Below are 26,105 nucleotides of genomic sequence, written 5' to 3'. Positions count from 1 at the left end.
CCTTTGCTAAAATAAATTTACTAGATATGTTCGATAACCTAAGTTTCTTATCTCTATATTTATTTTATTAAATTCTGAGTTTATATAAAAACGAACTTATACAAACGGATTATAAAATCTCCCTCCATTTACCTTCACCAGCACTATCGAAGTAACCACAAATATTGCAGTCACAATAATCGCCACGATATCAGCCACTTTCATTTTCCTAGCCTGATACCAGGTCCTTTTTTTTCTTTTCCCAAACCCTCTCAAAATCATAGCATTACTTATAATATCTATTTTTTCAATGCTTGAAAATATTAACGGCATTAACGTATAAGATACATTTTTTATTCTTGTCATCAATTTTACATTTTTAGAAATATCAATTCCCTTTGCCTGTTGTGCTTTACTAATCGTAACAAAATCCTCCTGAACAGTTGGGATATATCTTAGTGCAATTGAAACTGCATAGGAAAATTTATATGGCACTCCTATTCTATTCAACGAAGAAGCAAACTCGCTTGGATTTGTTGTAATTATGAAAAGCAGGGCAACAGGAATAACTGAAAAATATTTTACAAATATATTAAATTCATAAAATAACTGTTCCCAAGTTACCACATAATTTCCAAAAATTTTAAGAATATCATGTCTTGTTCCATATATCTTTGTTCCTTCAAGTGGGGAAAATAAAAAAATCATAATTAAATTTAATACAAGAAAAATAGAAATTAGATAAAATACGATTTTTATTTCATTAAATTTTATTTTTGAAATTTTAAAAAGCACAAATCCCAAAAGTGTCAAAGCTGCAAGAAATCTTGTATCATAGGTAAGCATAATAGCCACAGTCCACAATATAAAGCAAATCAGTTTTGCAGCTCCATTTAATCTATGAATTACTGAATCTTTCTCAATATACTCCAATAAAAATGTATTTTCCATCTAATCACCTGCCTTTTTCTGTTCTTTTTCACAATTTTTTTCATAATAAACAAATGTACTTATGAGTTCTTCAGGGTTTATTTCTATTTTTTCTGCCACGTAATGAAGTGAAGTTTCCCTTAAATTTGCCTGTTCCAGCACTTTTTTATCTGCCAAAATCTGTGCTGGATTTCCAGATTTTATAATTTGTCCATCATTAAAAACATAAGCCTTGTCGGTATATTCCATCATTAGATGCATATCATGGGTTATAAATAAAATTGTAATTCCGTATTCATTCAGCCGCTTCAAAAATTCCATTATTTCCCTATAATGAAAAAGATCCTGCCCAGCAGTCGGCTCATCAACTATTATTATTTCAGGCTCTAAAACAAGCACAGATGCTATCGTAACTCTTTTCTTCTGCCCGTAGCTAAGTGCCTTTATTGGCCATTTCCTAAATGACTTTAATTTACATATTTCCAAAATTTCAAGAACTCTTTTTTCTATTTCATCTTCAGAAACACCTCTAGTTTTCAGCCCCAATGCAACTTCTTCAAAAACTGTAACTTTTGAAATCATCGCATTTGGATTTTGCAGTACAAATCCTATTTTTTCAGCTCTTTTTGCTATACTTTCACTACTTATATCCAAATTTTTATAATAAATTTTACCTTCATCTTGCCTTTCAAATCCCGCAATAACCTTTGACAACGTTGACTTTCCAGCTCCATTTGAGCCAACAATGCTTATCATTTCACCTTTTTCCACACTTAAATTTATATTTTTTAAGATTTTTCTTTTTTCATTATATGAAAATGAAATATTTTCCAGCTTTAATAATATATTTTCAGATTTTTTACTTTCTTTTGGAGAATTATATTTTATCCAATTTAAAATATTATCTTTTGCTGCAGAAAAATCAATTTTTTCAAGATTAGAAATATCATCATATTTTTCAAGATTATCGTTGCTATATTTAAGCAAAGAAATATACAAAGGTTCTCTTATATTCATTTTGCCTAGCAAATTTCCCTTCAAAATATTATCAGGCGTATCATCAGCAATAATTCTTCCCTTATCAACGACAATAATCCTGTCAATTCCCCTATGCAGCACATCTTCAAGCCTATGCTCTATAATTACCGTTGTAAGTTTTTTATCTTTATGAAGTTCACCTATCAATTCAATAGCGTATTTTCCGCTAAGCGGATCAAGATTTGCAAGCGGCTCATCATAAAGCACTATTTTAGCATTATCAACCATAATTCCAGCAAGCGATACTTTCTGCTTCTGCCCTCCCGATAAATCATGCGGCTTCAAGTCAAGCAATGTTTCAATCCTTACAAACTGTGCTATTTCCTTTACCTTTTCTTTCATTACAGTCGTTTCAATCTCATCATTTTCCAATGCAAAAGCTATATCTTCAGCAACTGTAAGCCCTACAAACTGTGCATCTGAATCTTGAAGAACAGTTCCCACATATTTAGAATGTTCAAAAATCTCTTTACACCTTTTACCATAAATTTCCAGTTTCCCTTCAATTTCTCCCTTATAAAAATATGGAGCAAGCCCATTTATACAATGTCCCAAAGTGCTTTTTCCCGAGCCTGATGCCCCTATTATCACAACTTTCTCACCTTCATAAATTTTCAAATTTATATTATGCAATGTAGGTTCCGACTGACTTTCATATTTAAATGTAAAATCTTCAAAATTTATTGCAATTTTTCTTCCTTCTTTTTTTTCTTCCAATAATTCTCCTCCATTATTTTCCATTCAAAAATACCCGCCTAATCTTCCCACAGTTGCTAATACTTAAAAACTGTCTGAAAAGTGCGGGTTATTTAAATTATTCCTCTTTTAAGCTTCCTTTGCTTATTATTGTTTTTGAAAACGCAAATATTAAAATTGTTCCTAAAATAGCCACAACCAGCATATTTCCAAGCGCCGCTACAACTCCTTGTGCAAATGCCTTTGCTTGCGGTTCTTTATATATTGCAATATCAATAATTGGAGCCAGAACTACCCAGCTTATTAAACTTATGATTACTTCTCCCACTATAAATTTTACAATTTTTGCTCCATTAAAATTTTCAATTTTTATGATTTTTCCTAAAAATCCAATTCCCATTCCAAAAAATGCCGCCGCAATTACCCAGCTGAACCAAACATTTCCATATCCTGAAATATCATTAAGCGTATGCCCAATAAATCCAATCCCTAACCCAACTGCAGGCCCATATATAAATGCCATCAATGCCACAAAGGCAAAAGTTACCTGTAATGTTGTATTTGGAATAGGCGTAGGAATAGCCACAAATCTTGACAATACAATGTAAACTGCCGCTCCAATTCCCATTGCCACTACTTTTTTTATCGCTGATGCTTCCATTATTCTCACCTCTTATACATTTTTACTTATTATTTTAATATTATATACTAATATTACTTTTTTCTCAACTAAAAATAGCAACTTTTATACAGATTTCATCTGATCCTTCCTAATCTTTAAATCGTATACTTATCTCTTCCTTTTCAACTTCCAGATGAACTGTCTCCACCTTTGCATTTTCCAAAATTTTTCTTGAAGCCTTTGTAGAATCAAGCGATTTATGCTTATCAGAAAAGTACACTACTTTTTTTATTCCGGCCTGAACAATTGCTTTAGCACATTCATTACAAGGAAAATGAGTCACGTAAATGGTACAGTTTTTAAGAGACTTTATACTATTCAAAATCGCATTCAATTCAGCATGAACAACATAGGGATACTTCGTTTCCAAAAAATCCCCTTCCCGATCCCAAGGCATCTCATCATCCGAACTCCCTTGCGGAAACCCATTATAACCAATTCCAATAATCTTTTTATCCTCATCAATAATACAAGCTCCAACTTGTGTAGACGGATCTTTGCTTCTCATCCCAGACAAAAATGCAATTCCCATAAAATATTCATCCCACGATAAATAATCCTGTCTTTTAGACATTTTTCACACCTCACCTTCTAAAATACTCAATTATTTCACAACTGCTTTTTTCCTAACATCAGAAAACTGTATTTCCAATTTATCCTCTTTACTAAGCTCAATTCCTCTCTTAACAATTTCTCCATTTTTTCGAGTTATCGTATACCCTTGCTTCAAAATATCGTTTACCGAATATTTAGAAAGCTGTGCCTTTTTATACTTCAGCTCATTTTTCCGATTCTCAAAAAATTCCAGCATTATTTCATTAAGTTTAGCCGATTTCTCCCTCAAATTTTCCTTTTCACTCAAAATCACTTTTTCCAAATTAATTCTATCAAATCTATGTTTACGATAATCCAGCTGCTCCTTTGACTTTTGCAAAATTCTTTTTAATTCCCTTGATAATTTTTGCTCCTTTTCCATCAAGTCAAATTTTTTATTGTCCAGAATATTTACAAAATTTTTTATATAATAGTTATTTTTTCTATATTCCAGCTCTTTTTTCATCATTGCAACCCTATTTAAAAGTGATTTGCTCAAAAGATTTTTTTTATTTTCCAACTCATCTGCCAGTTTATCTTTTTCAGGAATCAAGATTTCCGCCGCCTGAGTCGGTGTCGCTGCCCGTTTGTCGGCAACCAGGTCAGAAAGCAAATTATCAATTTCATGCCCCACTGCTGAAATCACAGAAATTTCTGATTTATAAATAGCCTCTATCACTTCTTCCTCATTAAATGCCCACAAATCCTCAATGCTTCCACCACCACGCCCAACAATAAGTGTATCTATTTCAAGCTGCTTTTCTTCATTCATCCTGTTAAAAAACTCAATTCCTTCCGAAACCTCACGTGCAGCCCCTTCTCCTTGAACTTTTGCAGGATAAAGGTAAATATTCACATTTGGAAATCTTTTATGTGTCGTATTTATAATATCTCTAATCGCAGCCCCTGTATCAGCTGTCACAACTCCAACATTTACTGGTAATTGCGGCAATTTCTTCTTTATTTCATCAGAAAAATATCCCTTTTCAAAATACAACTTTTTAAGCATTTCCATCTTTTCATAAAGTAATCCCAAAGAATTGCTTTTTTCAAGAAAATCCGCCACAATCTGATAACTCCCGTTAGCTTCATAAAGTGTCACATTCCCACGAATTTTTACCGAATCCCCTTCCTTCAGATCCTCAGGCACATTTCTATATTTATACCGAAAAATAGCGCATTTCACACTCGCATTCGAATCCTTCAATGTAAAATACAAATGCCCAGACCGATAATAAGTAATATTGGAAAGCTCCCCTTCAATAAAAATATTCTTAAATGTCCTTGTCCCCTCCAAAAACATCTTCACTTCCCTATTTATCTCACTTACAGAAAACACTGTCTGTTCCATAATTTTCCCCATTTCTATCAGTTTTTGCTATTTAATAATAACATATTTCAATCCTTTTCTCAACTAGTGAAAATTTTCCAAATCTCCCTAATCTTGTAAAAAATATTCTCAAAGCCTTATTTTTCAATATTTCTTCGGTTAAATCAGTCTTATCAAAAATAATATTAATCTTTTTTTTATTATCGTTTCAAAATTATCAATTCCAACTGGTAAATTTTTATTTTTTCCCTTCTTTTTTCATTTTTCCTCAATTTTTCTCTTTCTTTATTGCCACTACTTATAGTGAACCTTATTTAAAATTAAATTGCTAAAGATTATATAAATTTAGGGTTTGAGTAAAATAGTCATAACTTTGAGTTCAGTTTTAAAGTAATTTTACTATATATTAATAATGTAGTTCAAACGGAAAAAATTAAATCTATAATTTTTCATAACAATAAAAAAAAACATAATCTAGAACTTTTTAATTAACTAGTTCGCTAGATTATGCTTTTCAAATATTATTTGATTCTAAAATATATCCTTATCAGATAATTTTGCATCTTTTGTTCTAAACATTTCAAGCAATTTTTCCACCGTCAATTTTTTCTTTTCTTCACCTTTTATATCAAAAATTACTTCTCCTGCATGAAGCATAATTAGTCTATTTCCATAAGTTATGGCATCTTGCATATTATGTGTTATCATTAGGCTTGTTATGTTATTCTTTTCAATAATTTCCTTTGTTTTTTCAAGAATTATTTTAGAAGTTTGAGGATCAAGTGCCGCTGTATGTTCATCTAATAATAATATATCTGGACGGTTCAAAGTTGCCATTATTAATGACAGACATTGCCGTTGACCACCTGATAGAAGTCCTACTTGTGTAAATAGCTGATTTTCCAGCCCTAATCCTAAACTTGCCAACTGCTTTTTGTAAAATTCTATATTCTTTACATCCAGTCCAAATGTAAAGTTGAACCGTTTACCTTTATTTTTAGCCATTGACAAATTTTCCAGCACTGTCATAGAAGGAGCTGTTCCCATTGTTGGGTTTTGGTAAACTTGTGAAATCCATTTTGCTCTTTTGTGCTGAACGACATTTGTTATATCATTTCCATTTAAAATCACGTTTCCGCCATCTGGGATAATTTGCCCGTTTAATACATTTAAAAGAGTAGATTTTCCTGCACCGTTACTCCCAATAATTGTTATAAAGTCCCCATCATTTATTGTAAAGTTTAATCCTTTAAATACCTGCTTTTCTGTTCCTAATTCAGAGAAGAAAGTTTTATATAAATTTTTTAATTCTATCATTATGCTTCTCCCTTCTCAATTAATTTTACCTTTTTCTTACCTTTTTTAGATTTATTAATAAGTTCATTCCATAAAATTGCAGCCAAAATCACCGCTGTTATCAATTTAACATCTGTCGGCTTAACTTCAAGTATTTTTATAACATCATCACTAAAGTGAAGACTTTCATAAATACTTCTTGTCCAGCTATTTGACATTAATGCCAAGTTTATTATAAAGTAATACATAAGCGATCCAATCGTAACAATTGAAACTTCATTTATTACACGGGATTTTTTCAATACACCGAGTCCAAGAATTATAGCCGCAAGACCAATAACAATCGTTCCAACTCCCGACTGCAAATCCGCAACTTTAATATTTTGTGCAAACAATGCCCCAGACAATGCCACAACTCCATTCGCAAGCATCAGTCCAAATATTTTCAATCTTTTTTCATTTACCCCAAGACTTACCACAAGCTGCTCATTATTTCCCAATGCCCGTAATGCAAAACCAAATTTAGAAGTTAAAATATAATCAATTATCATTTTTATAATAAATGCAATCAATACTGTAAGCATAAGTTTTACATCCTGTGTTTTTACCACATAAATTATTAATGCAATTGTAAATATTATATAAACAGAAAGCGTTCTAATCATATATTTATTTTCTTTAATTTTATAGTCGTAAAATCCCTTTAATACAAGTAGAATTACAAATGCAATTACAAAAGGCACAAAATCCTTTTTATATGAAATTATTTCATAAATACTTCTATCTGGCGTAATAAATACGTTTGGCATCCCAACAATTCTGGAGTTTATACTATAAAGCCCCGTCATTACCAAGATCCCCGAAAGCAATCCATTAATTTTCAAATAAACATGCAATGCCCCAGTCACATATCCTGCAATCATTCCACAAACAACTGCAAGAATCAATCCCATAATAGGATTTGTTATCCCAAAAAATCCATTTTTAGAAAGTGCAAATGCCGCAAATACAAATCCTCCCAGCGGAAATGTCCCATCCACCGACATATCAGGAAAATCCAGTATTTTATAAGTCAGATACACTCCCATTACCATTATTGAATATATAAATCCTGTTTTAAAAGCCTCAGGAAGACTCTGTAAAAATACTAATAATTCATTCATCTACCTTTTTCTCTCTTTCTCTAAAAATTTATTAAATCTATTCAGCATCTTTTTTTATTATTCCTATAAATAGCGATTTGTTATAAATTCTTCAAGAACTTTTGCCAAATAGCATTTATTTTATTTTCCTACAAACTCAGCTCCATTAAATGCAGGATTTTTCAAATCTAATCCCAGTGCTTGCGCTGTTTTACTATTTACATAAAGTTTCATTTGTTTTGAAGTTTCAAAAGGAATTTGAGAAACAGGTTTTCCTTTAAGAATTTCAATTGCCATTTCTCCAGTACGTTTTCCAAGTGCATAATAATCTAATCCCATTGTAAACAATGCTCCTTCTTTTACTGAAGAATTTTCACTTACAACTACAGGCTTTTTAGCATTAACAGCTTCTGAAGCAATCAGGTTCATTCCAGACACTACAAGGTTATCTGTCGGCAAATACAATGCATCAGTTGATCCCAATAGATTTTTAGTAGCTTGTGCCAGTTCACCAAAGTTATTTATACCTTGCAATACAACTTCTATATTTTTTTGCTTAGCAATTTTTTGAATTTCTTGAACTTGAACTGCTGAATTTTGTTCTGATGGATTATATAAAACTCCGATTTTCTTAGTTCCAGGCTTTAATTTTAACAGTAAATCAAGCTGAGCCGCAACATTTTCCAATTTATCACTTGTTCCTGTAACATTTGGATTTAAAAGTTTTGCACTTGCAGGATCAGTTACAGCTGAAAACAGTACAGGAATATCTGAAATATTATTCACCAATGCTTGTGCCGATGGTGTAGCAATACCAAATACAAGATCTTTCTTATCCGCCTTATAATTTGTAGCAATCAAATTTGCATTTGTAACTTCCCCATTTGCATTTTTTTCATCAAAATCTGCCTTTATTCCAGCTTCCTTAAATGCAGCCTTAAATCCTTCTTTTGCCAAGTTAAGCGAAGGATGTTCCATAAATTGAGTTATCCCAATTTTATAAGCCTGTTTATTTCCAGAATCCTTTGAATCTTTTTTCCCATTGACAGCATCGTTACTATTTCCACATGCCAACATCAACATACCTATCATTATTAACAGTATCTTTTTCATTCTCTTTCCTTTCTCTCCAAATTACGTTTCTTTATTTATATTAAACTTAAATTATGATTTTTTATTTTATTGAACCATTTTAGCTTTGGACTTCACGTCTTCTGGCAATGAAATTCCAAGTGCTGCAAGTGTTTTTTCATTAACTACAATTTCACTAAGAGGCATTGTCTTAAATTTAATTTCGCTTGGCTTTTTACCATTCTTCAAGATGTCAATTGCCATTTTACCAGCTTCTTTTCCAATTTCATAATAACTTACACCCTGTGTAATCAATGCTCCACCTTTAACGTGAGCCGCTTCCGCACCAAATACTATCTTTTTAGCTGCAGTCGCCTTATCTGTAATCAAGCTCACAACCGAAGCCACAAGATTATCTGTCGGCAAATAGATCGCATCTGCTTCTCTTACTAAATTATCTACTGTTTGCGGTATTTCATTTGCCTGTACAACACTTTTTTCAACAATATTCAATCCTAATTCTTTTGCCGCTTTTTTCAAATCTTCCACTTGGATTTTTGAATTTTGTTCTGAAGAATTATAAATTACCCCAATATTTTTTACATTTGGGCCTATTTTTTTCAATAATTCAAGCTGCTGTTTTACATCCATTCTATCACTTACACCAGTTACATTATTCTTCATAATTCCTGCAGACTGTGGATCTGTAATTGCCGCAAACACCACAGGTATGTCATTTGTAGCTTGCGAAGCTGATTGAGCCGCATTTGTCGCAATCGCAAATATCAAATCTTCCTTTGAGCTGACAAAGTTGTTAGCAATCAGATTTGAATTAGTTGTTTCTCCATTTGCATTCTTTTCATCAAATTCAGCATTAACTCCCGCTTCCTTAAACGCAGCCTTAAACCCTTCTCTCGCACTATCAAGTGCCGGATGTGATACAATCTGCGTAATCCCAATTCTATACTTCTTAGAGCCTGTCCCAGCATTTCCGCTACTCTTACTCTCACTTCCAGAATTCCCGCAGCTCAAAACCATAAACATCAAAGCGCTTACCAAAATTAGCAATTTTTTCATAAACTTTTCCTCTCTTTCCTACTATCCTACAATTTTTTTCACTATATTTGAACATTTAACAAAGAATTTTACCCTCATTTTAATATTATTTATTAATTCTGCTCCACTCGTAAAAATCAGATATTTCTTACTAAATATTCATTAAAATAATATAGCAAATATTATTTCCTTCTGCAATAAAAATAATACCATTTTTTTTGCTTTAAATCAAATTATTATTTTCTTTTTTATTACTTTTTTGATTATTTTTTATTCCCTAAATCTTTTTTCCGCTCAACTAGCCCCGTAAAAATCATTCTTATTATTTGGAAACAAGGGGTTAAAACCCCTTGCATAATAAATTTATTATTGAATATATCAAAACTGTATTGTTGGCAAAATCATATTAAACTCACCATTTTCAATTTTATATTTATAAGTAGCCAAATTAGCCAGTTCCAAACTGTGGGTAACTATTATTATTGACTGATTTCTTTCTCTATTTATTTTCATAAACAGCTCATTTATAAGATTACTTGTTTCTGTATCCAAATTCCCAGTTGGCTCATCAGCCAGTATTATATCAGGGTCATTAATCATTGCCCTTGCTATTGCAACCCGCTGCTTTTCCCCTCCTGAAAGTTCCATTGGCTTATGTTTTACCCGCTTTGCAAGCCCTACAAGCGCCAGCAGTTCCTTCGCTTTTTTCTTTATTTCATTTTTATTCATACTTTTATTGATAAGTGCAGGCATCATAACATTTTCAAGCGCCGTAAACTCATTTAGCAAATAGTGGAATTGAAACACAAATCCTATTTTTTTATTTCTTATAACCGTTTTAGCCTTCTCATCCCTATAATGAATTTTTTCTCCACCAATGTAAATTTCCCCGTCAGTCGGCTCATCCAAAAGTCCTAATATATTTAAAAGTGAAGTTTTACCACTTCCTGATTTACCTTGAATCGAAATAAAATCTCCTTTGTTAAAAGCCAAATTTATATTTTTCAAAATATGGATATTTTCAACTTTTGTCTTATAAATTTTATTGACATTTTTCAATTCTATTATCTTATTCATATTTCAATGCCTCCACAGGTTTCAATCTTGCCGCCCTTGCCGCAGGGAAAATTGTTGATAAAAATACAACAGCAAATGTTACTCCGTAAATAATCAAAAGTTCCTTTTGTGAAATATACAACGGCAATTCTTCCAAATAATAAGTTCCACTTTTCATATATTCCTTAAATAAGGCTTTTAAAGCCACAAGTACAAGTGGAGAAAGCAAACTTGCTAAAATCATTCCAAAAACTCCGATTATTAACCCTTCTATTGTAAAAATTTTTCTAATACTGCTGTTTGTATAACCAATTGATTTTAAAATTCCAATATCCTTTATTTTTTCCCGCACAATCATATTCAAAATTACAGATACAGCAAAGCTTGCAATAATCAGAAGCAAACTTAAAATAGCAATCAATACAAATCTTTCAAATTGTACTGCCCTTAATAAATTCTGATTAATTGTTTTCCAGCTTATTGCCCCATATTCTTTGGAATTTATGACATTTCTTACTTGACTTAATATTCCTTCAACCTTTTCAGGATGTTCAACTTTGATTCCAATTTCTGTTGCCACTCTTCCCTGATCTGATAAAATTTGCATAGCCTCTAAAGGCACAATTGCAAGATTTGAATCATAATCTAAAGATCCGGTCTTAAAGATTCCTCTTACAATAAGTTTTATCTCCTTATTTTCAGCCGATACAAGACTTATTTCATTTCCAACTTTAAGATTCATTTCGGTAGCCAGCTGTTCACCAACTAAAACTGAATTAAGTTCTGAAATATTGTTATTTCCATCTACTATTTTCAAGTTAAGCCCATTTTTTACATTTTCTGGACTTATTCCATCAGCTAACACTCCTTTTGCCAGGCCGTTGCCTTTTAATATCGACTGGCTGTTCATTTGCGGGATAACAGCTTTTATTCCTTTAATTTTTTTTACATTTTCTACAGTTCCTTCATAATTATCAAAAAATTTTGATTTTTTATTTTTTACAAGAATATGCGGACTCATTGTCAATAATGAATTTATCATATTTTTTTTCAGACCATTTGAAACAGTCAATGAAACGATAAAAACTGTTACTGCAATAGCTACTCCAAGCACTGAAAATATACTTTGAAATTTTCTTTCAATAATATGCCTAAATGCAATAAAAAATTCTACCATAGTTACTTTTTTTACTCTCCTCCACTTTAGATTTTTCAATTTAAGATTTTTATTTTATGTCATTTGACATTTCACGTGAAATATTATAATTTTCCATAAGCACCTCTTTCTGAGCCTTAACTTCAGCTATATCCAGTACAATTTCATTACCTTCTTCATCTTCAAAAATAATAAATTCACCATTTGCACTTTTAACTTTTTTTACAAAATCATCAAAATCCTTATATTTTTCCCCATTAACTTTTGTAATAATTTTATTTTCCAAATCTGAATATCCTAAATTTACATCAAATGGAAGTACTCTTACCAATATGACTAGCCCATTATAATCCTTGAACAATTCCTCCCTGTCATAAATTGCAGGTAAAGTATTAGTAGGATTAGCCTGAGAAACAGCTGTGATGTAATTCGTTGTAAGCGGCTCAAAAACCAATCCTCCATAAATATAATATGAAGGCGCTTCCTGCAGCTTTGTACTTTTTACAACACTATATTTTATATCTGTTTTCTTTAACGTTACTTGACCCTTTTCAATTTTTTTATCTCTTATAATTTCATAACTTAAATTTTCTCCGTATTTTTTTTCCTGATTTACAAAATTAAAATCTGTCTTTTCATTTTTACGGAATTCTACTGTCCCATCTGATTCAATATCCTTGCCATCTAATTTTAACAGTACGTCATTTCTTTTTAAAACACCATTAAATGGTGAATTTTGAAAAACTTTCTTTATAATAATTCCTTTTGAATCGTTTTTTAATCCCAGCATTTTACGTTGTGACGTACTTTCCAGCTTTGCCCATTGTATTCCCAATTTTGGAGGTCCATCATAATTTCCATCCTTTATATCATCCAAAAAATTATTAAGTATATTAACAGGAATAAAATATCCAATATTATCAGCCTGCGTAAGTCCAGCAAAAGCAACTCCCACAACTCTTCCATTACTTAAAACAGGTCCTCCGCTATTTCCGCTATTAATCGCAGCATCAGTCTGTCCAATCAAAAATTTCTGATTTGTCAAAGTATACGTATTATGCTCCATTCTCGAAACGATTCCTCTAGTCGTACTAAGTTTATCCCCACCAAGCGGATACCCATAAACTGTAAGACTATCTTCAATTTTCGGAAGCGCTCCCAATTTTAATGTAGTTGTTCCATTAAAAAATGCCTTATCTTCCACATCAATCATTGCCAAGTCATATTCTTCCGAAATAAATTTAACATTTGCCTTATATTTTCTAGAATCCCCTTCTTTTCTAACTTGCAGAAACTTTTCATTCAATACGGCATGAGCATTTGTAATAATTCTATTTCCATCTATAATAAATCCTGTCGCTGTCGAATTAAAATCCTGCCCATTTTGCCAAGGCGAAGCATAATTAAACATCTGATGCGCAGCATAAACTTTAACAAGCGCCTTCTTTACCGAACTGTCATCAGCAAAAATAAATCCACATAAAAATATGTTTATTATAAAAATTATTTTTTTTATGTTCATATTCCAAACCTTTCTCGAATATTCTAAATATCCATTTTTTCCCCAATTTGATTTTGTATTAGCTTCAAAAATAACAATTCATTATTTATATTCAACCTAATTTGTATCTTTTTTTTATCCTTTGTTATCACTTCCAGAAATTTATCCATTTTGCTTGAATTTACTCTCATTATTTTTACACTTGCACCTTCGATGTCTTTCATTTTAACTCGTATTTTTTTCAAAAAAATTTCATTATTTTCAATTACAATCTTGTAACTAAACAAAAGAAATCCAGCTATTACGACATAACCCAAAAGAATTACAATAAAAGCAATTTTTATTGGCGTAAGTTTTTCAATCCCGCTAATTCCTTTATAAAGTGAATGAATCGCTATACCAGCAATTATTATAAAAAAAATAGATGACGAAATCATATATTTAAAGTCTGCCCTAAAAACATATTTATTTTTCTCATCTTTTATTTCATACTTATCAAGTTTATTTTTTAAATTTTCCATATTAATAAAATTATTCATCATCCTGTAATTTATAAAATTAAAGCTTAATAATTTAAAAAAATTACTTAAAATAAATTATTCTGTAGTTTTATAAACTTCTTCTCCTTCTTTTTTTAAATTCAAATTATTTCTTGCATATTTTTCATTTTTCTCATTTTCATCTGAATTTTTTTCCTGATCCAGCAATTTACTCTTTCTATTTTCAAGTTCCTTTATTTCATTGCTTGTATTAACTAAACTAGCCTGCATAGCCTTTTTCCCCAAAAATACATTTACACTTTGTCCAATAAAATAAACAACTAGACTAAAAAATATTATATTTCCAATAATCCGTAATTTTTTCATTATCCCTCCTGCTTTTATTATTCCTTTTTATTTATTTTTTTATCTTTTCTTATTTTTTCAATTTCCTTCACAAAACTATCCAGACTGTCAAATTTTTTGTAAACAGAAGCAAATCTCACATAGGCAATTTCATCCAGATTTACCAAATATGAAAGTATCTTTTCACCCAGCTCACTAGATTTTATCTCGCCTGAATATTCTGTCAGTATTTCACGTTCAATTTTATCAATTGTTTCTTCAATTTTTTCAATGTCAATACTGCGATTTTCAAATGCCCTGACAATCCCGTTATAAACCTTCTCACGTGAATAAGGCTGCTTTGCTCCGCTCTTCTTTATTACAATTAATGACAATTCAGCAACTTTTTCATGAGTTGTAAATCTTTTTCCGCATTTTTCACACTCACGTCGTCTCTTAATTGAGTTTCCTTCAAAATAGGAACGACTATCAATAACTTTCGTATTTTCATAGCCACAAAATGGACATCTCATAATTCTTACCCCTATCTTTCTGAACCTCTTTACTTCCTTACCCTAATTACAATATTTAATATCTTTTAATAACCAGAATATTTTTTAATTTAAACAAAAAACATTAACTTCATTTCCATTATCCATTTATTTCTGCATCTCGAATAATTTCAATAATTTCTCCATTTGATTCAGCCTTTAACAATTTATCTATAAATTTGTCATCCCTTATCAATCTTGATATTCTTGCCAGCACCTTTAAATATTCCTGTGTTTTTTCCTCTGGGCACAAAAACATGAAAAAAATATTTACATTTTCATTATCCAGCGATTCGTAATCTATTCCATTTCTAGAAATTCCAAAAGTCGCTATCAATTCATCCACAGCCTTTGTCTTAGCATGTGGCAATGCAATCTTCTTCCCAATTCCAGTTGATCCCATTTCTTCCCTTGCAAAAATATCATTTAATCCTAATTCTTCATCTTTTATTAAATTTGTCTTTTTCAAATTATTATACAATTCCCTAATTACTGTATTTTTAGTTTTTGATTCTAAATTTAAATTTATCGTATCAACTTTGATATAATCAGCAACATTTTTAGTTTCCATAAAATTCCTCCATAATAAATTTCCGTATTTTTAATTCAGTTTGTAAATTTCTATTTATAAAATTTTCAAAAATCATAACCATTTTTTTTAAAAAATCTAAATAATTCTCCATTTTTTCCTGAGTTTCATCCATACTCGAACTATTTTTTACAATTTTCAAAATCTCCTTATATTTTCGCACGCTTTCTTTTTTACTTTTTTCAAGTATCAAGCTAATTTCATTTATATCATAAATCCCATGTTCTATCATTACTCTTCTCAAAAACGACAATACAATATAATATTTATAACCCTTTTTTAAATATGGAAGAGCATCAATAAAACTTAATATTTCTACCAGCTTATCAAAAAAATCTCCATTTTCCTCAGTCATATAATAAATTTTATCTATACTATCAAGTATATACAATGATATTTCCAATTTCTCAATATTTTTTAAAATATTTTTGAAATTTTTTATAATTTCTACATCTTTCACAACATAGTAATTATTTTTTTGAAGAAGTGTAATTTCAATTTCATTTAGCGGATTTAAAGAAACAATATCCCTTTTCTTAGATTTTCGGATACCATAAGCTGTTGCCATAATCTTTCCAAAATCTTTGCTAAAAAGCATTACCAATAAATCCGCCTCTTTCATTTCCTTTTTTTTTAAAACAATACAGTTTGTTTTTATTATTTTCATATCCTACATTTCACATTTTTTATTTTAGTTTTTTTAATACATTTATTTTTTAATTATACAAAGGGTTATCCCCTTTGTATAGATTATTATTTCTAAATTGTATAATTATAAACAAGTCTATTTTTTATTTTATGAATACTGAATTATCTAAAGTTTGATAATCTATAAATTATTTGTGAACTCCCATCTTTTACAGAAATCTTTGTTGGAAAGGAATATCCGTTTGAAGATTTATAATCACTAAAGTTTACAGTATTTCCATTACTTCTTATTGCAGTTAGCCAATTATTTGAGAATGTAAATGTATCACCATTTCTAGTTTGAGTCTTTTTAGAAGTTATACCTCTTAACTTATTAAACACAGACAATATATTTGCTTCACTTTTCTCAACTCTTTGAGTGACAGTCTGTTTTAATTTTGGATAATAAATTGTTTTCTTACTTCCGCTAAAAGTATAAACTTCTCCTTTATTTATACTCGGCGCTGTAATTGTCAGCTTCATTGTTCCCGAATTATAAGCCATCACATAGCTTTTACTTCTTTTTGTCCCATTAATTGTCGCATCTTCAGTAACATTTACTGTAAAACTTCTTTTTTCCCAGAAATCCTTGGAAAAAGAAAATACCGATACCAATAAAAATAATAAAATAACTTTCTTTGCTACTGTTAATTGTCTTAACATAACTAAACTCACCTCTTTTTTAATTTTAAAACAGCTTATATATTACGCTATTTTATATATCTTAATACAACTTTCTTTAATTTGTTTGTGAATTTTCTTTATTTTGCTGTTCCTCTTCAGCTTTTATCTGATTTTGTATCTGATTATTAATCGTGTCATTAACACTCCATTTATAAACTAATACACTTTGAATATCAAATACGTTAAAGCTTGGCTTAAATCTTATTTCTTTCATCTTATTAAAATCATTTAAATTTGTTACCTTCAAAGTTCCTATTTTTATTCCTCTCGGTAAAATATCACTTACTCCTGAAGTTTCTACATTAAATACTGTATTTTTATCAACTTTTCCTTCATTATAGTTCAGGATGGAAAAAGTTCCATTTCCATTTCCACGTAAAATTTGCTGATCAGTTCCATTTAATACAACGCTTAATTTTGATGTTTTACTTGTCAATAACGTTACTTCTGAATATTCATCACTTACTTTAGAAATTTTTCCAATAAGATATCCATTAAACATTACTGGCAAATTTATTTTTATACCTTGTGCTGATCCCTTATTTATATACATTTTTTCCGATGAACTTCCATTTTCCACAAGCGCCACATCTGCCGCTATAAATTCAGATGGATTTTTTTGACGCATTTCCAGCATTTGCCGTAATTTCTCATTTTCTTCCTTCAAATATGCAAACTCCATATTCTGAACCTTATTTTTCTGCAATTCAAAATCTCTATTTTTATTATTTTCTACGTACTCTTCTATGTAACTTATGTCATTAATTCTCGATTTCAATTTCAAGACTTGAGTATACAGCATACTTTTAACTTTTACCAGCCTGAAATTTACTGCCTGAGTTACTCCATCTAAAAACGTAAATGAACTTGTAATTCTATTTTTAAAAGCAAATAATATTATTACTATAATTATTACAATTAAAATTGTTCTACCTGTACCTTTTTTTTCAGAAAAATCCATTATTATCTAATCCTCTCATTTTTTTGTTTCAATGCCATTATTTAATGTCAATCTTGTAATAAAAAGCCTTAAAATCAAGATCTAAAAAACATATTTTAAAAAAAATTGCTAAATTTCAAAATAATAAAAACTATGTAATTTCGACTTTAAAGCGATATTATTATAATATCATATAACATACATTATATCAAGTATTTTTATAATTTATTTTTTAATTCAATACTTGGTTACTTATCAAATAATTTCAATATTAATTTATTTTCTAAAAATAATAAAAAGGCACTATAAGTAAGTACCTTTTCTTAATCTATTCTTGACCAACAACAGCTCTATAACGTTTTTCAAGTTTTTGACGTCTTTCAGGATTATTTCTCAAATAGAAATTTACCTTTTCAATTATATCTGGAGTTGCCTGTGTTCCATCTTCCACAACTTCAACTGTGGCATTTTCATCTTCAGCAGCTGTTTCAGAAGTTCCAGTAACTGAATCTAAATTAATTCTTTTCTTTATAACTTTTTCAGGCTTTGGCGCTGCCTCCTTTTTAAGAGCTTCCTTTCTATATTCTTCAAGAATTTTTTTTGTATTCACATCAGCAGAAGCCATTATTGAAACTGCCGCAATCCCAATCAAAATAAACTTTTTCATCTTAACTATCCTTTCTTTTTACTCATTTTTCTATATTCGTTTAGTATCATTTGCAACTTTAATTATATTATATCAATATCTATCAAAAACTTCAAGAAAAAATTTTTAAGTGTCGTCTACAATTAAATAATACTTAAAATCAATAATTTCACCTATTTCATCTTTTTAAATTAATAAAAAATTAAGTTAAAAAAAATCCAAATTAAAGTAATTATTGCTATAATAAATTTACCAAAGTTCAAAGGTAGATTGGAGGTTATAATGAAAAAAATATTGATGCTAGCTGGAGCTTTGATTATATCTGCTGTATCATTTGCAGATTTAGAAAGCACAATCAAAAATCACTATAGTAACAAAACTATAGATTTAACTGTTGTATCAAAACCAAAACAAGAGGTGAAAAGTAGTGGAGCTGCTTCAACAGCTGTAAGAGATCAAATTATCTCATTTGCGCAAACAAAATTAGGTTCACCATATGTTTGGGGAGCAACTGGTCCGAATACATTTGATTGTTCAGGCTTCGTTGGTTACGTATTCAAAAAAGCTGCTAATGTAAGCTTGCCTAGAGTTTCAAGTTCACAAGCAACATTTAAACCAAGAATTTCATCAATGAATATGACGAAAGGCGATTTGGTATTTTTTGAAACAACTGGAAAAGGTCGTATTTCTCACGTAGGTATCTATATGGGTAATAGACAGTTCATTCACGCTTCTTCTGGAAGTAGAAGAGTAACAGTTTCTAGTTTAGACAGTAATTTTTACAACAAGACATTTAGATGGGCAATTAATCCATTTAGTTAATCTATGAATTAATTTCTTATAAATAAGTATATTCTTTACATAAATTCTTGTGTATACAAGAAAAAATAAAAATCATTAATTGATTTTAAAAAAAACTTTGGAATGAGGAGTTTTATCTCAACTGAGGAGATAATGCTCCTTTTTTTATAAAAAATCAAAAGAAATAAAATATAATCCTTATTTTTTAAATAAAATTTATTTAAGGAGCGAATAAAAGCATTATGAAAATTAACAGATTATTTGAAATTATATATTTATTACTTGAAAAAAGGACAATTACTGCAAAAGAGCTTGCTGCACATTTTGAAGTGTCCGTAAGAACAATTTATAGGGATATTGATATTCTCGCTTCCGCTAGTATTCCTATCTATTTTCAAAGAGGAAAACATGGCGGAATAAAATTAATGGATAACTACATAATGAATAAATCCCTACTTTCCCAAAAGGAACAAAACGAAATACTTTACGCCCTCCAAAGCCTAAATGCCACAAACTACTTCAACAACGATAAAACTCTCTCAAAATTAAGTGCCATTTTCAATCAAAAAGCAGACAACTGGATAAAAATAGATTTCTCAAGGTACAACAATGATGACGACAATACCCTATTTGAAAAATTAAAAGAAGCAATATTGACTAAACAAACTGTAAAATTTGACTACTTCAATACAAAAGGTAAGCATTCTGAAAGAACTGCAGATCCCCTGACTTTATGGTTTAAGGAAAAAGCCTGGTACTTATTTGCCTATTGCCACAAAAAAAATAATATTCGTCAATTTAAAATAACAAGAATTAAAAATCTAACTTTAACAAACGAATATTTTGAAAAAACAATCAAAGACTTTGAAATAAATAACAACAAAAGTACAGTAAAAAATGTAAAAATCATAATTGAAATAGACAAATCACAAGCATACCGTGTCTATGATGAATTTTCTGAAGAGAATATAAACAAAATGGAAAATGGAAATTTTGAAATTATAATGGAATATCCTGAAAATGGATGGGTTTATGGCTATCTTTTATCCTTTGGAGAACATTTGAAAGTGAAAGAACCAGAGAGAATAAAGAAAATTTTGTTTGAAAAAATTGTAAAAATGAAGAAAAATTATATTTAAAAATAATAGTTATCCTTATCTTAATTTTTTAATAGGAGTAAAAAAATGATAAAATTTGGTGAAAAATATAAAAATGATGATATTTTACCGTATATCTTAAAGATATGTGATGGTACAAATAATATATTAAAACTAATAGTTACTCTTCCTCTTTTAGGAGAAAAGGGTTCTGAAGTAAGTAATACAGGAGATAAAGAACTTGATGAAATATTAAAGGAGTCTTATCCTGTTTTAATTAACTATAATGAAATTTATGAGATAGTATTTGAGAACTATATAATGTATCAAATTAGAAATGAATCCTTTGCAAATCCTTATGAAAATAGCAAAATTTCGGGAAAGTATTTCGTAATAATTAAAAATTCTTCGTATCTTAAAATGGTAAAAAATATTACTTTTTATAATGATATTTTTGATAATAAATACATGCACTATGGGATTTTTTCATGGAATCATGTAATTGACATTATTTCAGCAGAAGAACCTAAAATTGCAAAATTAGAGAACCATACTGAAGAATAAGTATTGTTTAAAATAAATAAATAAATAATATTATTATAAATATGACATACTGATGTCATATTTTTTGTATTATAATATCTATAGAAAATTTTAAAGAGGAGGAATTTTTATATTAATACCAAGCCCCACTTAAATAACGAATTTATTAAAAACTTTTTTAATAAAGGATATAAACCTAATATTTTCAAATAGTTAAAATATAATTTTCATTTTTTAAACAGAGTCTAGTATAAACTGATACGTCGAAGCATTTTTCTGTGCTGGCAAAACTGTTTGAGCATAGCGAGTTTTTTGTCAGTACTGAAAAATGTCGTAGACTAGCCATAGGTTGTAGCATTTGCGGCAATGAGTAATCCTACGAAAATAAAAAAGAAAAAATAGGGAATAATAAATTAATAAAGGTGGTATAATTATGAAATATGAAATAGTAGAAATTAAAGAAAAAACTCTCATTGGATTTAAAACACGAGTGAAAGATGATGAAACAATGTCTGAAAAAATTTCAAATTTATGGAAAAAACTATATTCTAAAAAAAGTTCCAAAAATATAAAGGAAAGAATAAATGATAATTCTATTGGAGTCTATTATAATTACAGTAATGAAAATGGCTTTGAATATGATTGTCTTACAGGTTGTGAAGTGAAAAATAAAATTGATGAAATTCCTGAAGATATGATAAAAATAAAAATTCCCAAAGGAAGATATGCAAAATTTGTGATTTTTGGTGATCCTGTAAAGGCTGTTGGAGAATTTTGGTATAAATTTTGGGAAGAATTTGGGAAGGAAAAATCTGATATAAGAAACTATACTTATGATTTTGAAGAATATATAGCAGGTAATGATTATGAAAATATGGAAATTCACATTTATATTAGCATAAAATAATAACTAGGAGATGATAATTATGGCATTTGATTTTAAGAAGGAATTTAAAAAATTTTATAGACCGTCGGAAAATCCTGAAATTATAGAAATTCCTAAAATGAATTTTATAGCAGTGCGAGGGAAAGGAAATCCCAACGAAAAAGATGGCGAGTATCAGAAAGCAGTTGAAATGCTATATGGAGTTGCCTACACTCTTAAGATGAGCTATAAAACAGAATACAAAATTGAAGGATTTTTTGAATATGTTGTTCCACCACTAGAAGGACTTTGGTGGCAAGAAAATGTAAAAAATGAGAATTACCTATTAAACAAAGAATTATTTAACTGGATTTCTTTAATTAGAGTGCCTGATTTTATTAAAAAGGAAGATGTGGAATGGGCTATAAAGTGTGCTACTGAAAAAAAGAAAAAGGATTTTTCAAAAGTTGAATTTTTCAGCTATAATGAAGGACTTTGCGTACAATGTATGCATATAGGAAGCTACAATGAAGAACCTGAAACTATCCAAAGAATGAATGAATTTGCACAAGAATCTGGATATAGTATTGATTTAACAGTTGAAAGATATCACCATGAAATTTATTTAAGTGACCCAAGAAAAATAGATATAAATAAAATGAAGACAGTAATAAGACAGCCTGTAAAAAATTAAAAATTTGACTTTCTTTATATTATAATTTATAATATTTTCAATTCTTTTAAAACTTTTTAAAATTAAACTATTAAAAACGAAATAATTTTATTTGGTTTTAAAATAGAAAATTAATCGCAACTAAGAAAGGACAAAATGATAATGAAAAGTATAGTTTTTTTAATTTTAGATGAATTTGCAGACTGGGAAACTGCATTTCTAGCTTCAGCATTAAATGAAAAAAATATAACTCAAAATTATTCAGTCAGTTATGCTTCAACTGATAAGGATATTAAAGTATCGATGGGTAATTTAAAAATGATACCTGATATGACATTAGAAGAAATCACAGAAGACAATACTGATGGATTGATTTTAATTGGAGGAAAAACTTGGAGAAGTCAGAGCTTTGAAACAAACTACACAATTATTGAACTTATTAAAAAATTTAAGAATAATCCAAATAAAGTTGTGGGAGCAATTTGTGATGCTGCTTATTTCCTTGCAAATAATGGACTCCTAAATGACTGCAAGCATACTGTAAACAATCTTGCAGAAATAAAGGATAATGAAAATTATACAAATTCTGAAAATTTTGTGAAAGCAGAATCAGTAATTGATGGAAAGATAGTAACTGCAAGAGGTGACAGTCCTGTACATTTTGCAAAAAATGTGATGAAAGCGTTAGGCGATATTCCTGAAAAAAATATAAATTTCTTTTTTGATATGTATACAATTGGATTTGAAAAGGCTTTTGAAAAATATTCTAATAAATAAAAAGTTAAAGGGAGCGACTTATTCACTCCCTATTTTTACACTATTTCCCCAACTCTTGCTTCAATCCTTCAACTTTATCCAATTTTTCCCAAGGTAAATCAATATCAGTTCTTCCAATATGTCCAAATGCTGCTAAATCTTGGTATCTGAATGATGGTTTTCTCAAGTTTAATGATTTTTGGATTCCATTTGGTGTCAAGTCAAATAATTTTGCAACAGCTTCTTCAATTCTTGTTTCTTCAACTGTTCCAGTTCCAAATGTTTCTACACGAATTGATACAGGCTCAACTACACCAATTGCATAAGATAACTGAACTTCACATTTTGTAGCAAATCCTGCCGCAACAATATTTTTGGCAATCCATCTTGCCGCATAAGCTGCTGATCTGTCAACTTTCGATGGATCTTTTCCAGAAAATGCTCCACCACCATGTCTGAAATATCCACCATAAGTATCAATTATGATTTTTCTTCCTGTAAGTCCAGAATCTCCGTGAGGCCCTCCAATTACAAATCTTCCAGTTGGATTAATATGGAATTTTCTCACGTTTTCAATATTCAAGTCATATTTTTCCAATACAGGTTTTATTACAAGTTCCTTCAAGTCTTTTTCAATTTGTTCATTTGTAACATTTTCATCGTGCTGTACAGATAAAACTACTGTATCAACATTCAATAATTTTCCGTTTTCATCGTAAGCCAATGTAACTTGAGCCTTTGCATCTGGTCTTGCCCAGGCAAGTGCTCCATCTCTTGTAATTTTAGTCAATTTTTGAATGATTCCACGTGATAATACAAGAGCCAGTGGCATTAACTCTTCAGTTTCATTAACTGCTCCACCAAACATAATTCCCTGGTCTCCAGCACCACCTGTATCAACTCCCATAGAAATATCAGGCGATTGAGAATGGATAACATTCATAACGCCACAATCTGAATCGAATCCCATTCCTGGTCTATATCCGATTTCATAAATTTTATCCCTCACAATTTTTTGTACATCTACATAAGTTTTAGTTGTAATTTCTCCCCCAACAACCACAAGTCCAGTAGTTGCAAATGTTTCACATGCTACTCTTGAAGTTTCATCATCTGCAAGACAAGCATCTAATATCGAATCTGAAATTTGATCACAAATTTTGTCTGGATGTCCAGGTGATACAAATTCTGATGTAAAATAAATTTTTTTAGCCATTTTATTTCCTCCTAATTTTCCTTTTTTATTCTTATTAATTTTATAAAACTTTCAATTTATTATTATAGTAAAATTACCTTAAAACTGAACTCAAAAGCTATGACTATTTTACTCAAACCCTAGATTTATATAATTTTTAGCAGTCCTATTTTAAACAAGTTCGAGTATATTATCTAAAAAAAAACTCTTCCACTAAGGAAGAGAATTAAAATTCTTATCCTTATCTTTGCATTTTTATGCCGGATTTAGCACCTTGTTTTTACAGGTTGCTGGATACTCAAAACGGGCCGTTCCCTAGTATCTCTCTTGATAAGTTTAGATTAAATTGTTCTATGAAATTTTAAGTTTGATTTTCAAATAATTTTGCTATGAAGTTAGTATATAATATTTTTACTAAAATGTCAATATTTAAAAAAATATTTTTTATTAAATTTCATCTAAGTGAACTATTCTCACTTATAGAAAGCCTACGACTTCCTGCTATCTTCTATTAAATTTATTTATTATATTCAGCAGCTTTTTTCTTCATAATTTCATCTATATTTACATCTTCAGATTTTTCAGAAGGTTTTGCCACTTGTGATTTTGGTTGCTTATCTTCTGGCTTAGCTTCAGTTTTTATAGATTCTTCAGCTTTATTTTTGCTCTTTACATCATTAAGCGTACTTTCAGTCAGGCTTTGAGAAGAATTATTGTCTCCTAGGAATGTTTTTACTCTTTTGTCATTTGATTTTTTCTCGTTAATAACTCCACCTTTTTCAATTCTTTCTACTGTAGCTGCGGCATTCTTATCACCGTTCTTAGCTGCAATTTTATACCATTTTAAAGCTTCTGACATATTATTTTGCTGATGGTATGACATTGCAATCGGCATTGCCAAAGCCTTATTTCCAGAATTGTAAGCCTTCAAAAGATACGGACGTGATTCTGACTGTTTTCCACCATCATATAAAATAGCCCCAATCTCATAATTAGCTTCCTTTACACCACGATTTGCGGCTTTTTTAAACCATTTTACAGCTTCAGAATCATTTTTTAATTCTTTATTTAAAAGTGCCACACGGACATCAGCCTCTTTTATTCCTGCATTATATGCCTTTTCAAATTCAGCCTTAGCTTCCTTGTATCTTTTAGCCTTTATTAAATCCACTCCTCTGTTGTATGCTTCAGCACCTGGACGCATTCTTATTTGACGCACTCTTTGACCTCCAGCCACTCCAGCTCCTCCAGTTCTTGTTACTGCGCCTCTTGGAAGTTTTGCAATTAATTTATTAGCTTCAGCTGTATTACCTTCCTGTTTCAAAATTACTGCTAAATTATATATTGCTTCTGGATAATTTCTATCAACACCATATTGCAGAATTTGTTTCACTTTATCCATATTTTTCATATTGTAATAAAGCTGAGCGAGTGACATGATTGATTCCTTATCTCCATTTTGCGCCTTTGTCAATGCTTCAGACACCTTTGCAGGATCAATTTGATTGTCAATCAATTTTTGCTGTTCTTCAGGAGTCAAGTTCTTTATATCAGGATTTCCTTGTGCCTGTCCTCCAAGATTGAAAATATCTGTATTAATATCTTTTGTTTGCTGTTGCTGCTGTGTCTGGGTATTTTTCTTATTGTCCTTTTTCTTTTTAAAACAAGATACCGACATCATCCCGATTGCTAAAATTACAACTACAAGCATTATTTTTCTTTTCATT

28 protein-coding genes and 1 riboswitch are annotated in these 26,105 nt (G+C 29.9%); of the genes, 6 read left to right on the top strand and 22 right to left on the bottom strand.

Annotation, left to right across the window (positions count from 1 at the left end; genetic code table 11):
* Positions 1-96: 96 nt before the first annotated feature.
* From HW276_RS04170 to HW276_RS04075, 20 genes are all read right to left on the bottom strand, one after another.
* On the bottom strand, positions 97-930 hold the full coding sequence (locus tag HW276_RS04170; RefSeq protein WP_178937525.1) for an energy-coupling factor transporter transmembrane protein EcfT: 834 nt from the start codon (positions 928-930) through the stop codon (positions 97-99).
* Complete coding sequence (locus tag HW276_RS04165) at positions 931-2,688, bottom strand: ABC transporter ATP-binding protein (protein ID WP_178937524.1); 1,758 nt, start codon at positions 2,686-2,688, stop codon at positions 931-933.
* A gap of 73 nt (positions 2,689-2,761) precedes the next feature.
* Positions 2,762-3,304, bottom strand: coding sequence for an ECF-type riboflavin transporter substrate-binding protein (locus tag HW276_RS04160; RefSeq protein ID WP_178937523.1), 543 nt, complete (start codon positions 3,302-3,304; stop codon positions 2,762-2,764).
* A 109-nt stretch (positions 3,305-3,413) separates the two neighbouring features.
* Positions 3,414-3,899 (bottom strand): dCMP deaminase family protein, encoded by a 486-nt coding sequence (locus HW276_RS04155; protein ID WP_147003308.1) that lies wholly within the window; start codon positions 3,897-3,899, stop codon positions 3,414-3,416.
* Positions 3,900-3,929: 30 nt separating this feature from the next.
* On the bottom strand, positions 3,930-5,270 hold the full coding sequence (gene xseA, locus HW276_RS04150; RefSeq protein ID WP_178937522.1) for an exodeoxyribonuclease VII large subunit: 1,341 nt from the start codon (positions 5,268-5,270) through the stop codon (positions 3,930-3,932).
* Positions 5,271-5,780: 510 nt separating this feature from the next.
* On the bottom strand, positions 5,781-6,566 hold the full coding sequence (locus HW276_RS04145) for an ABC transporter ATP-binding protein (protein ID WP_018449678.1): 786 nt from the start codon (positions 6,564-6,566) through the stop codon (positions 5,781-5,783).
* Positions 6,566-7,708 (bottom strand): ABC transporter permease, encoded by a 1,143-nt coding sequence (locus HW276_RS04140; RefSeq protein ID WP_178937521.1) that lies wholly within the window; start codon positions 7,706-7,708, stop codon positions 6,566-6,568. Before HW276_RS04140 ends, HW276_RS04145 begins: the two co-directional genes overlap by 1 nt.
* Positions 7,709-7,828: 120 nt before the next feature.
* Positions 7,829-8,800, bottom strand: coding sequence for an ABC transporter substrate-binding protein (locus HW276_RS04135; RefSeq protein WP_178937520.1), 972 nt, complete (start codon positions 8,798-8,800; stop codon positions 7,829-7,831).
* Between the two features lie 66 nt (positions 8,801-8,866).
* Positions 8,867-9,835: an ABC transporter substrate-binding protein gene (locus tag HW276_RS04130; protein ID WP_178937519.1), complete on the bottom strand. Its 969-nt coding sequence runs from the start codon at positions 9,833-9,835 to the stop codon at positions 8,867-8,869.
* A gap of 357 nt (positions 9,836-10,192) precedes the next feature.
* Complete coding sequence (locus HW276_RS04125) at positions 10,193-10,891, bottom strand: ABC transporter ATP-binding protein (RefSeq protein ID WP_147003303.1); 699 nt, start codon at positions 10,889-10,891, stop codon at positions 10,193-10,195.
* The gene (locus HW276_RS04120; RefSeq protein WP_178937518.1) at positions 10,884-12,047 is read right to left on the bottom strand and encodes an ABC transporter permease; all 1,164 of its coding nucleotides are present in this window, start codon (positions 12,045-12,047) and stop codon (positions 10,884-10,886) included. Before HW276_RS04120 ends, HW276_RS04125 begins: the two co-directional genes overlap by 8 nt.
* A 49-nt stretch (positions 12,048-12,096) precedes the next feature.
* Positions 12,097-13,548: a serine protease gene (locus tag HW276_RS04115; protein ID WP_178937517.1), complete on the bottom strand. Its 1,452-nt coding sequence runs from the start codon at positions 13,546-13,548 to the stop codon at positions 12,097-12,099.
* 23 nt (positions 13,549-13,571) lie between these two features.
* Positions 13,572-14,048, bottom strand: coding sequence for a hypothetical protein (locus tag HW276_RS04110; RefSeq protein WP_255460319.1), 477 nt, complete (start codon positions 14,046-14,048; stop codon positions 13,572-13,574).
* A 75-nt stretch (positions 14,049-14,123) separates the two neighbouring features.
* Positions 14,124-14,393: a septum formation initiator family protein gene (locus HW276_RS04105; protein WP_147003299.1), complete on the bottom strand. Its 270-nt coding sequence runs from the start codon at positions 14,391-14,393 to the stop codon at positions 14,124-14,126.
* Positions 14,394-14,410: 17 nt separating this feature from the next.
* Complete coding sequence (nrdR, locus tag HW276_RS04100; RefSeq protein WP_147003298.1) at positions 14,411-14,884, bottom strand: transcriptional regulator NrdR; 474 nt, start codon at positions 14,882-14,884, stop codon at positions 14,411-14,413.
* 118 nt (positions 14,885-15,002) lie between these two features.
* Positions 15,003-15,473, bottom strand: a complete 471-nt coding sequence (locus HW276_RS04095; RefSeq protein ID WP_178937515.1) for a PTS sugar transporter subunit IIA — start codon at positions 15,471-15,473, stop codon at positions 15,003-15,005.
* Positions 15,463-16,158: a DNA repair protein RecO gene (gene recO, locus HW276_RS04090; protein WP_178937514.1), complete on the bottom strand. Its 696-nt coding sequence runs from the start codon at positions 16,156-16,158 to the stop codon at positions 15,463-15,465. The genes HW276_RS04095 and recO overlap by 11 nt, the downstream gene beginning before the upstream one ends.
* Positions 16,159-16,301: 143 nt before the next feature.
* On the bottom strand, positions 16,302-16,841 hold the full coding sequence (locus HW276_RS04085) for a hypothetical protein (protein ID WP_178937513.1): 540 nt from the start codon (positions 16,839-16,841) through the stop codon (positions 16,302-16,304).
* Between the two features lie 76 nt (positions 16,842-16,917).
* Positions 16,918-17,823, bottom strand: coding sequence for a rod shape-determining protein MreC (gene mreC, locus HW276_RS04080; protein ID WP_178937512.1), 906 nt, complete (start codon positions 17,821-17,823; stop codon positions 16,918-16,920).
* 307 nt (positions 17,824-18,130) lie between these two features.
* Positions 18,131-18,469: a hypothetical protein gene (locus HW276_RS04075; protein WP_147003293.1), complete on the bottom strand. Its 339-nt coding sequence runs from the start codon at positions 18,467-18,469 to the stop codon at positions 18,131-18,133.
* A gap of 396 nt (positions 18,470-18,865) precedes the next feature.
* Between HW276_RS04075 and HW276_RS04070 the strand changes: the two genes are divergently transcribed.
* From HW276_RS04070 to HW276_RS04045, 6 genes are all read left to right on the top strand, one after another.
* Entirely contained in the window at positions 18,866-19,270 is a 405-nt protein-coding gene (locus HW276_RS04070) for a C40 family peptidase (protein WP_304077539.1), read from the top strand.
* 221 nt (positions 19,271-19,491) lie between these two features.
* Complete coding sequence (locus HW276_RS04065) at positions 19,492-20,388, top strand: YafY family protein (RefSeq protein WP_178937510.1); 897 nt, start codon at positions 19,492-19,494, stop codon at positions 20,386-20,388.
* A 45-nt stretch (positions 20,389-20,433) separates the two neighbouring features.
* Positions 20,434-20,910 carry a hypothetical protein gene (locus tag HW276_RS04060; RefSeq protein ID WP_178937509.1) on the top strand — a complete coding sequence of 159 codons (477 nt, stop codon included), beginning with the start codon at positions 20,434-20,436 and terminating at the stop codon, positions 20,908-20,910.
* 412 nt (positions 20,911-21,322) lie between these two features.
* On the top strand, positions 21,323-21,796 hold the full coding sequence (locus HW276_RS04055; RefSeq protein ID WP_178937508.1) for a GyrI-like domain-containing protein: 474 nt from the start codon (positions 21,323-21,325) through the stop codon (positions 21,794-21,796).
* Between the two features lie 19 nt (positions 21,797-21,815).
* Positions 21,816-22,448 carry a GyrI-like domain-containing protein gene (locus tag HW276_RS04050; RefSeq protein ID WP_178937507.1) on the top strand — a complete coding sequence of 211 codons (633 nt, stop codon included), beginning with the start codon at positions 21,816-21,818 and terminating at the stop codon, positions 22,446-22,448.
* 141 nt (positions 22,449-22,589) lie between these two features.
* Positions 22,590-23,204, top strand: a complete 615-nt coding sequence (locus HW276_RS04045) for a DJ-1/PfpI family protein (protein WP_178937506.1) — start codon at positions 22,590-22,592, stop codon at positions 23,202-23,204.
* 40 nt (positions 23,205-23,244) lie between these two features.
* Here HW276_RS04045 and metK read toward each other — a convergent pair whose 3' ends face one another.
* Entirely contained in the window at positions 23,245-24,399 is a 1,155-nt protein-coding gene (metK, locus tag HW276_RS04040) for a methionine adenosyltransferase (protein ID WP_178937505.1), read from the bottom strand.
* 217 nt (positions 24,400-24,616) lie between these two features.
* A riboswitch (SAM riboswitch) is annotated at positions 24,617-24,715 on the bottom strand.
* 180 nt (positions 24,716-24,895) lie between these two features.
* Positions 24,896-26,104, bottom strand: coding sequence for a tetratricopeptide repeat protein (locus HW276_RS04035; protein WP_147003287.1), 1,209 nt, complete (start codon positions 26,102-26,104; stop codon positions 24,896-24,898).
* Position 26,105: the final 1 nt, after the last annotated feature.

The sequence above is a fragment of the Leptotrichia sp. oral taxon 417 genome (genome assembly GCF_013394865.1).
Classification (GTDB): Bacteria; Fusobacteriota; Fusobacteriia; order Fusobacteriales; family Leptotrichiaceae; genus Leptotrichia; species Leptotrichia wadei_A.
This window is presented reverse-complemented; position numbering and strand designations above follow the sequence as displayed.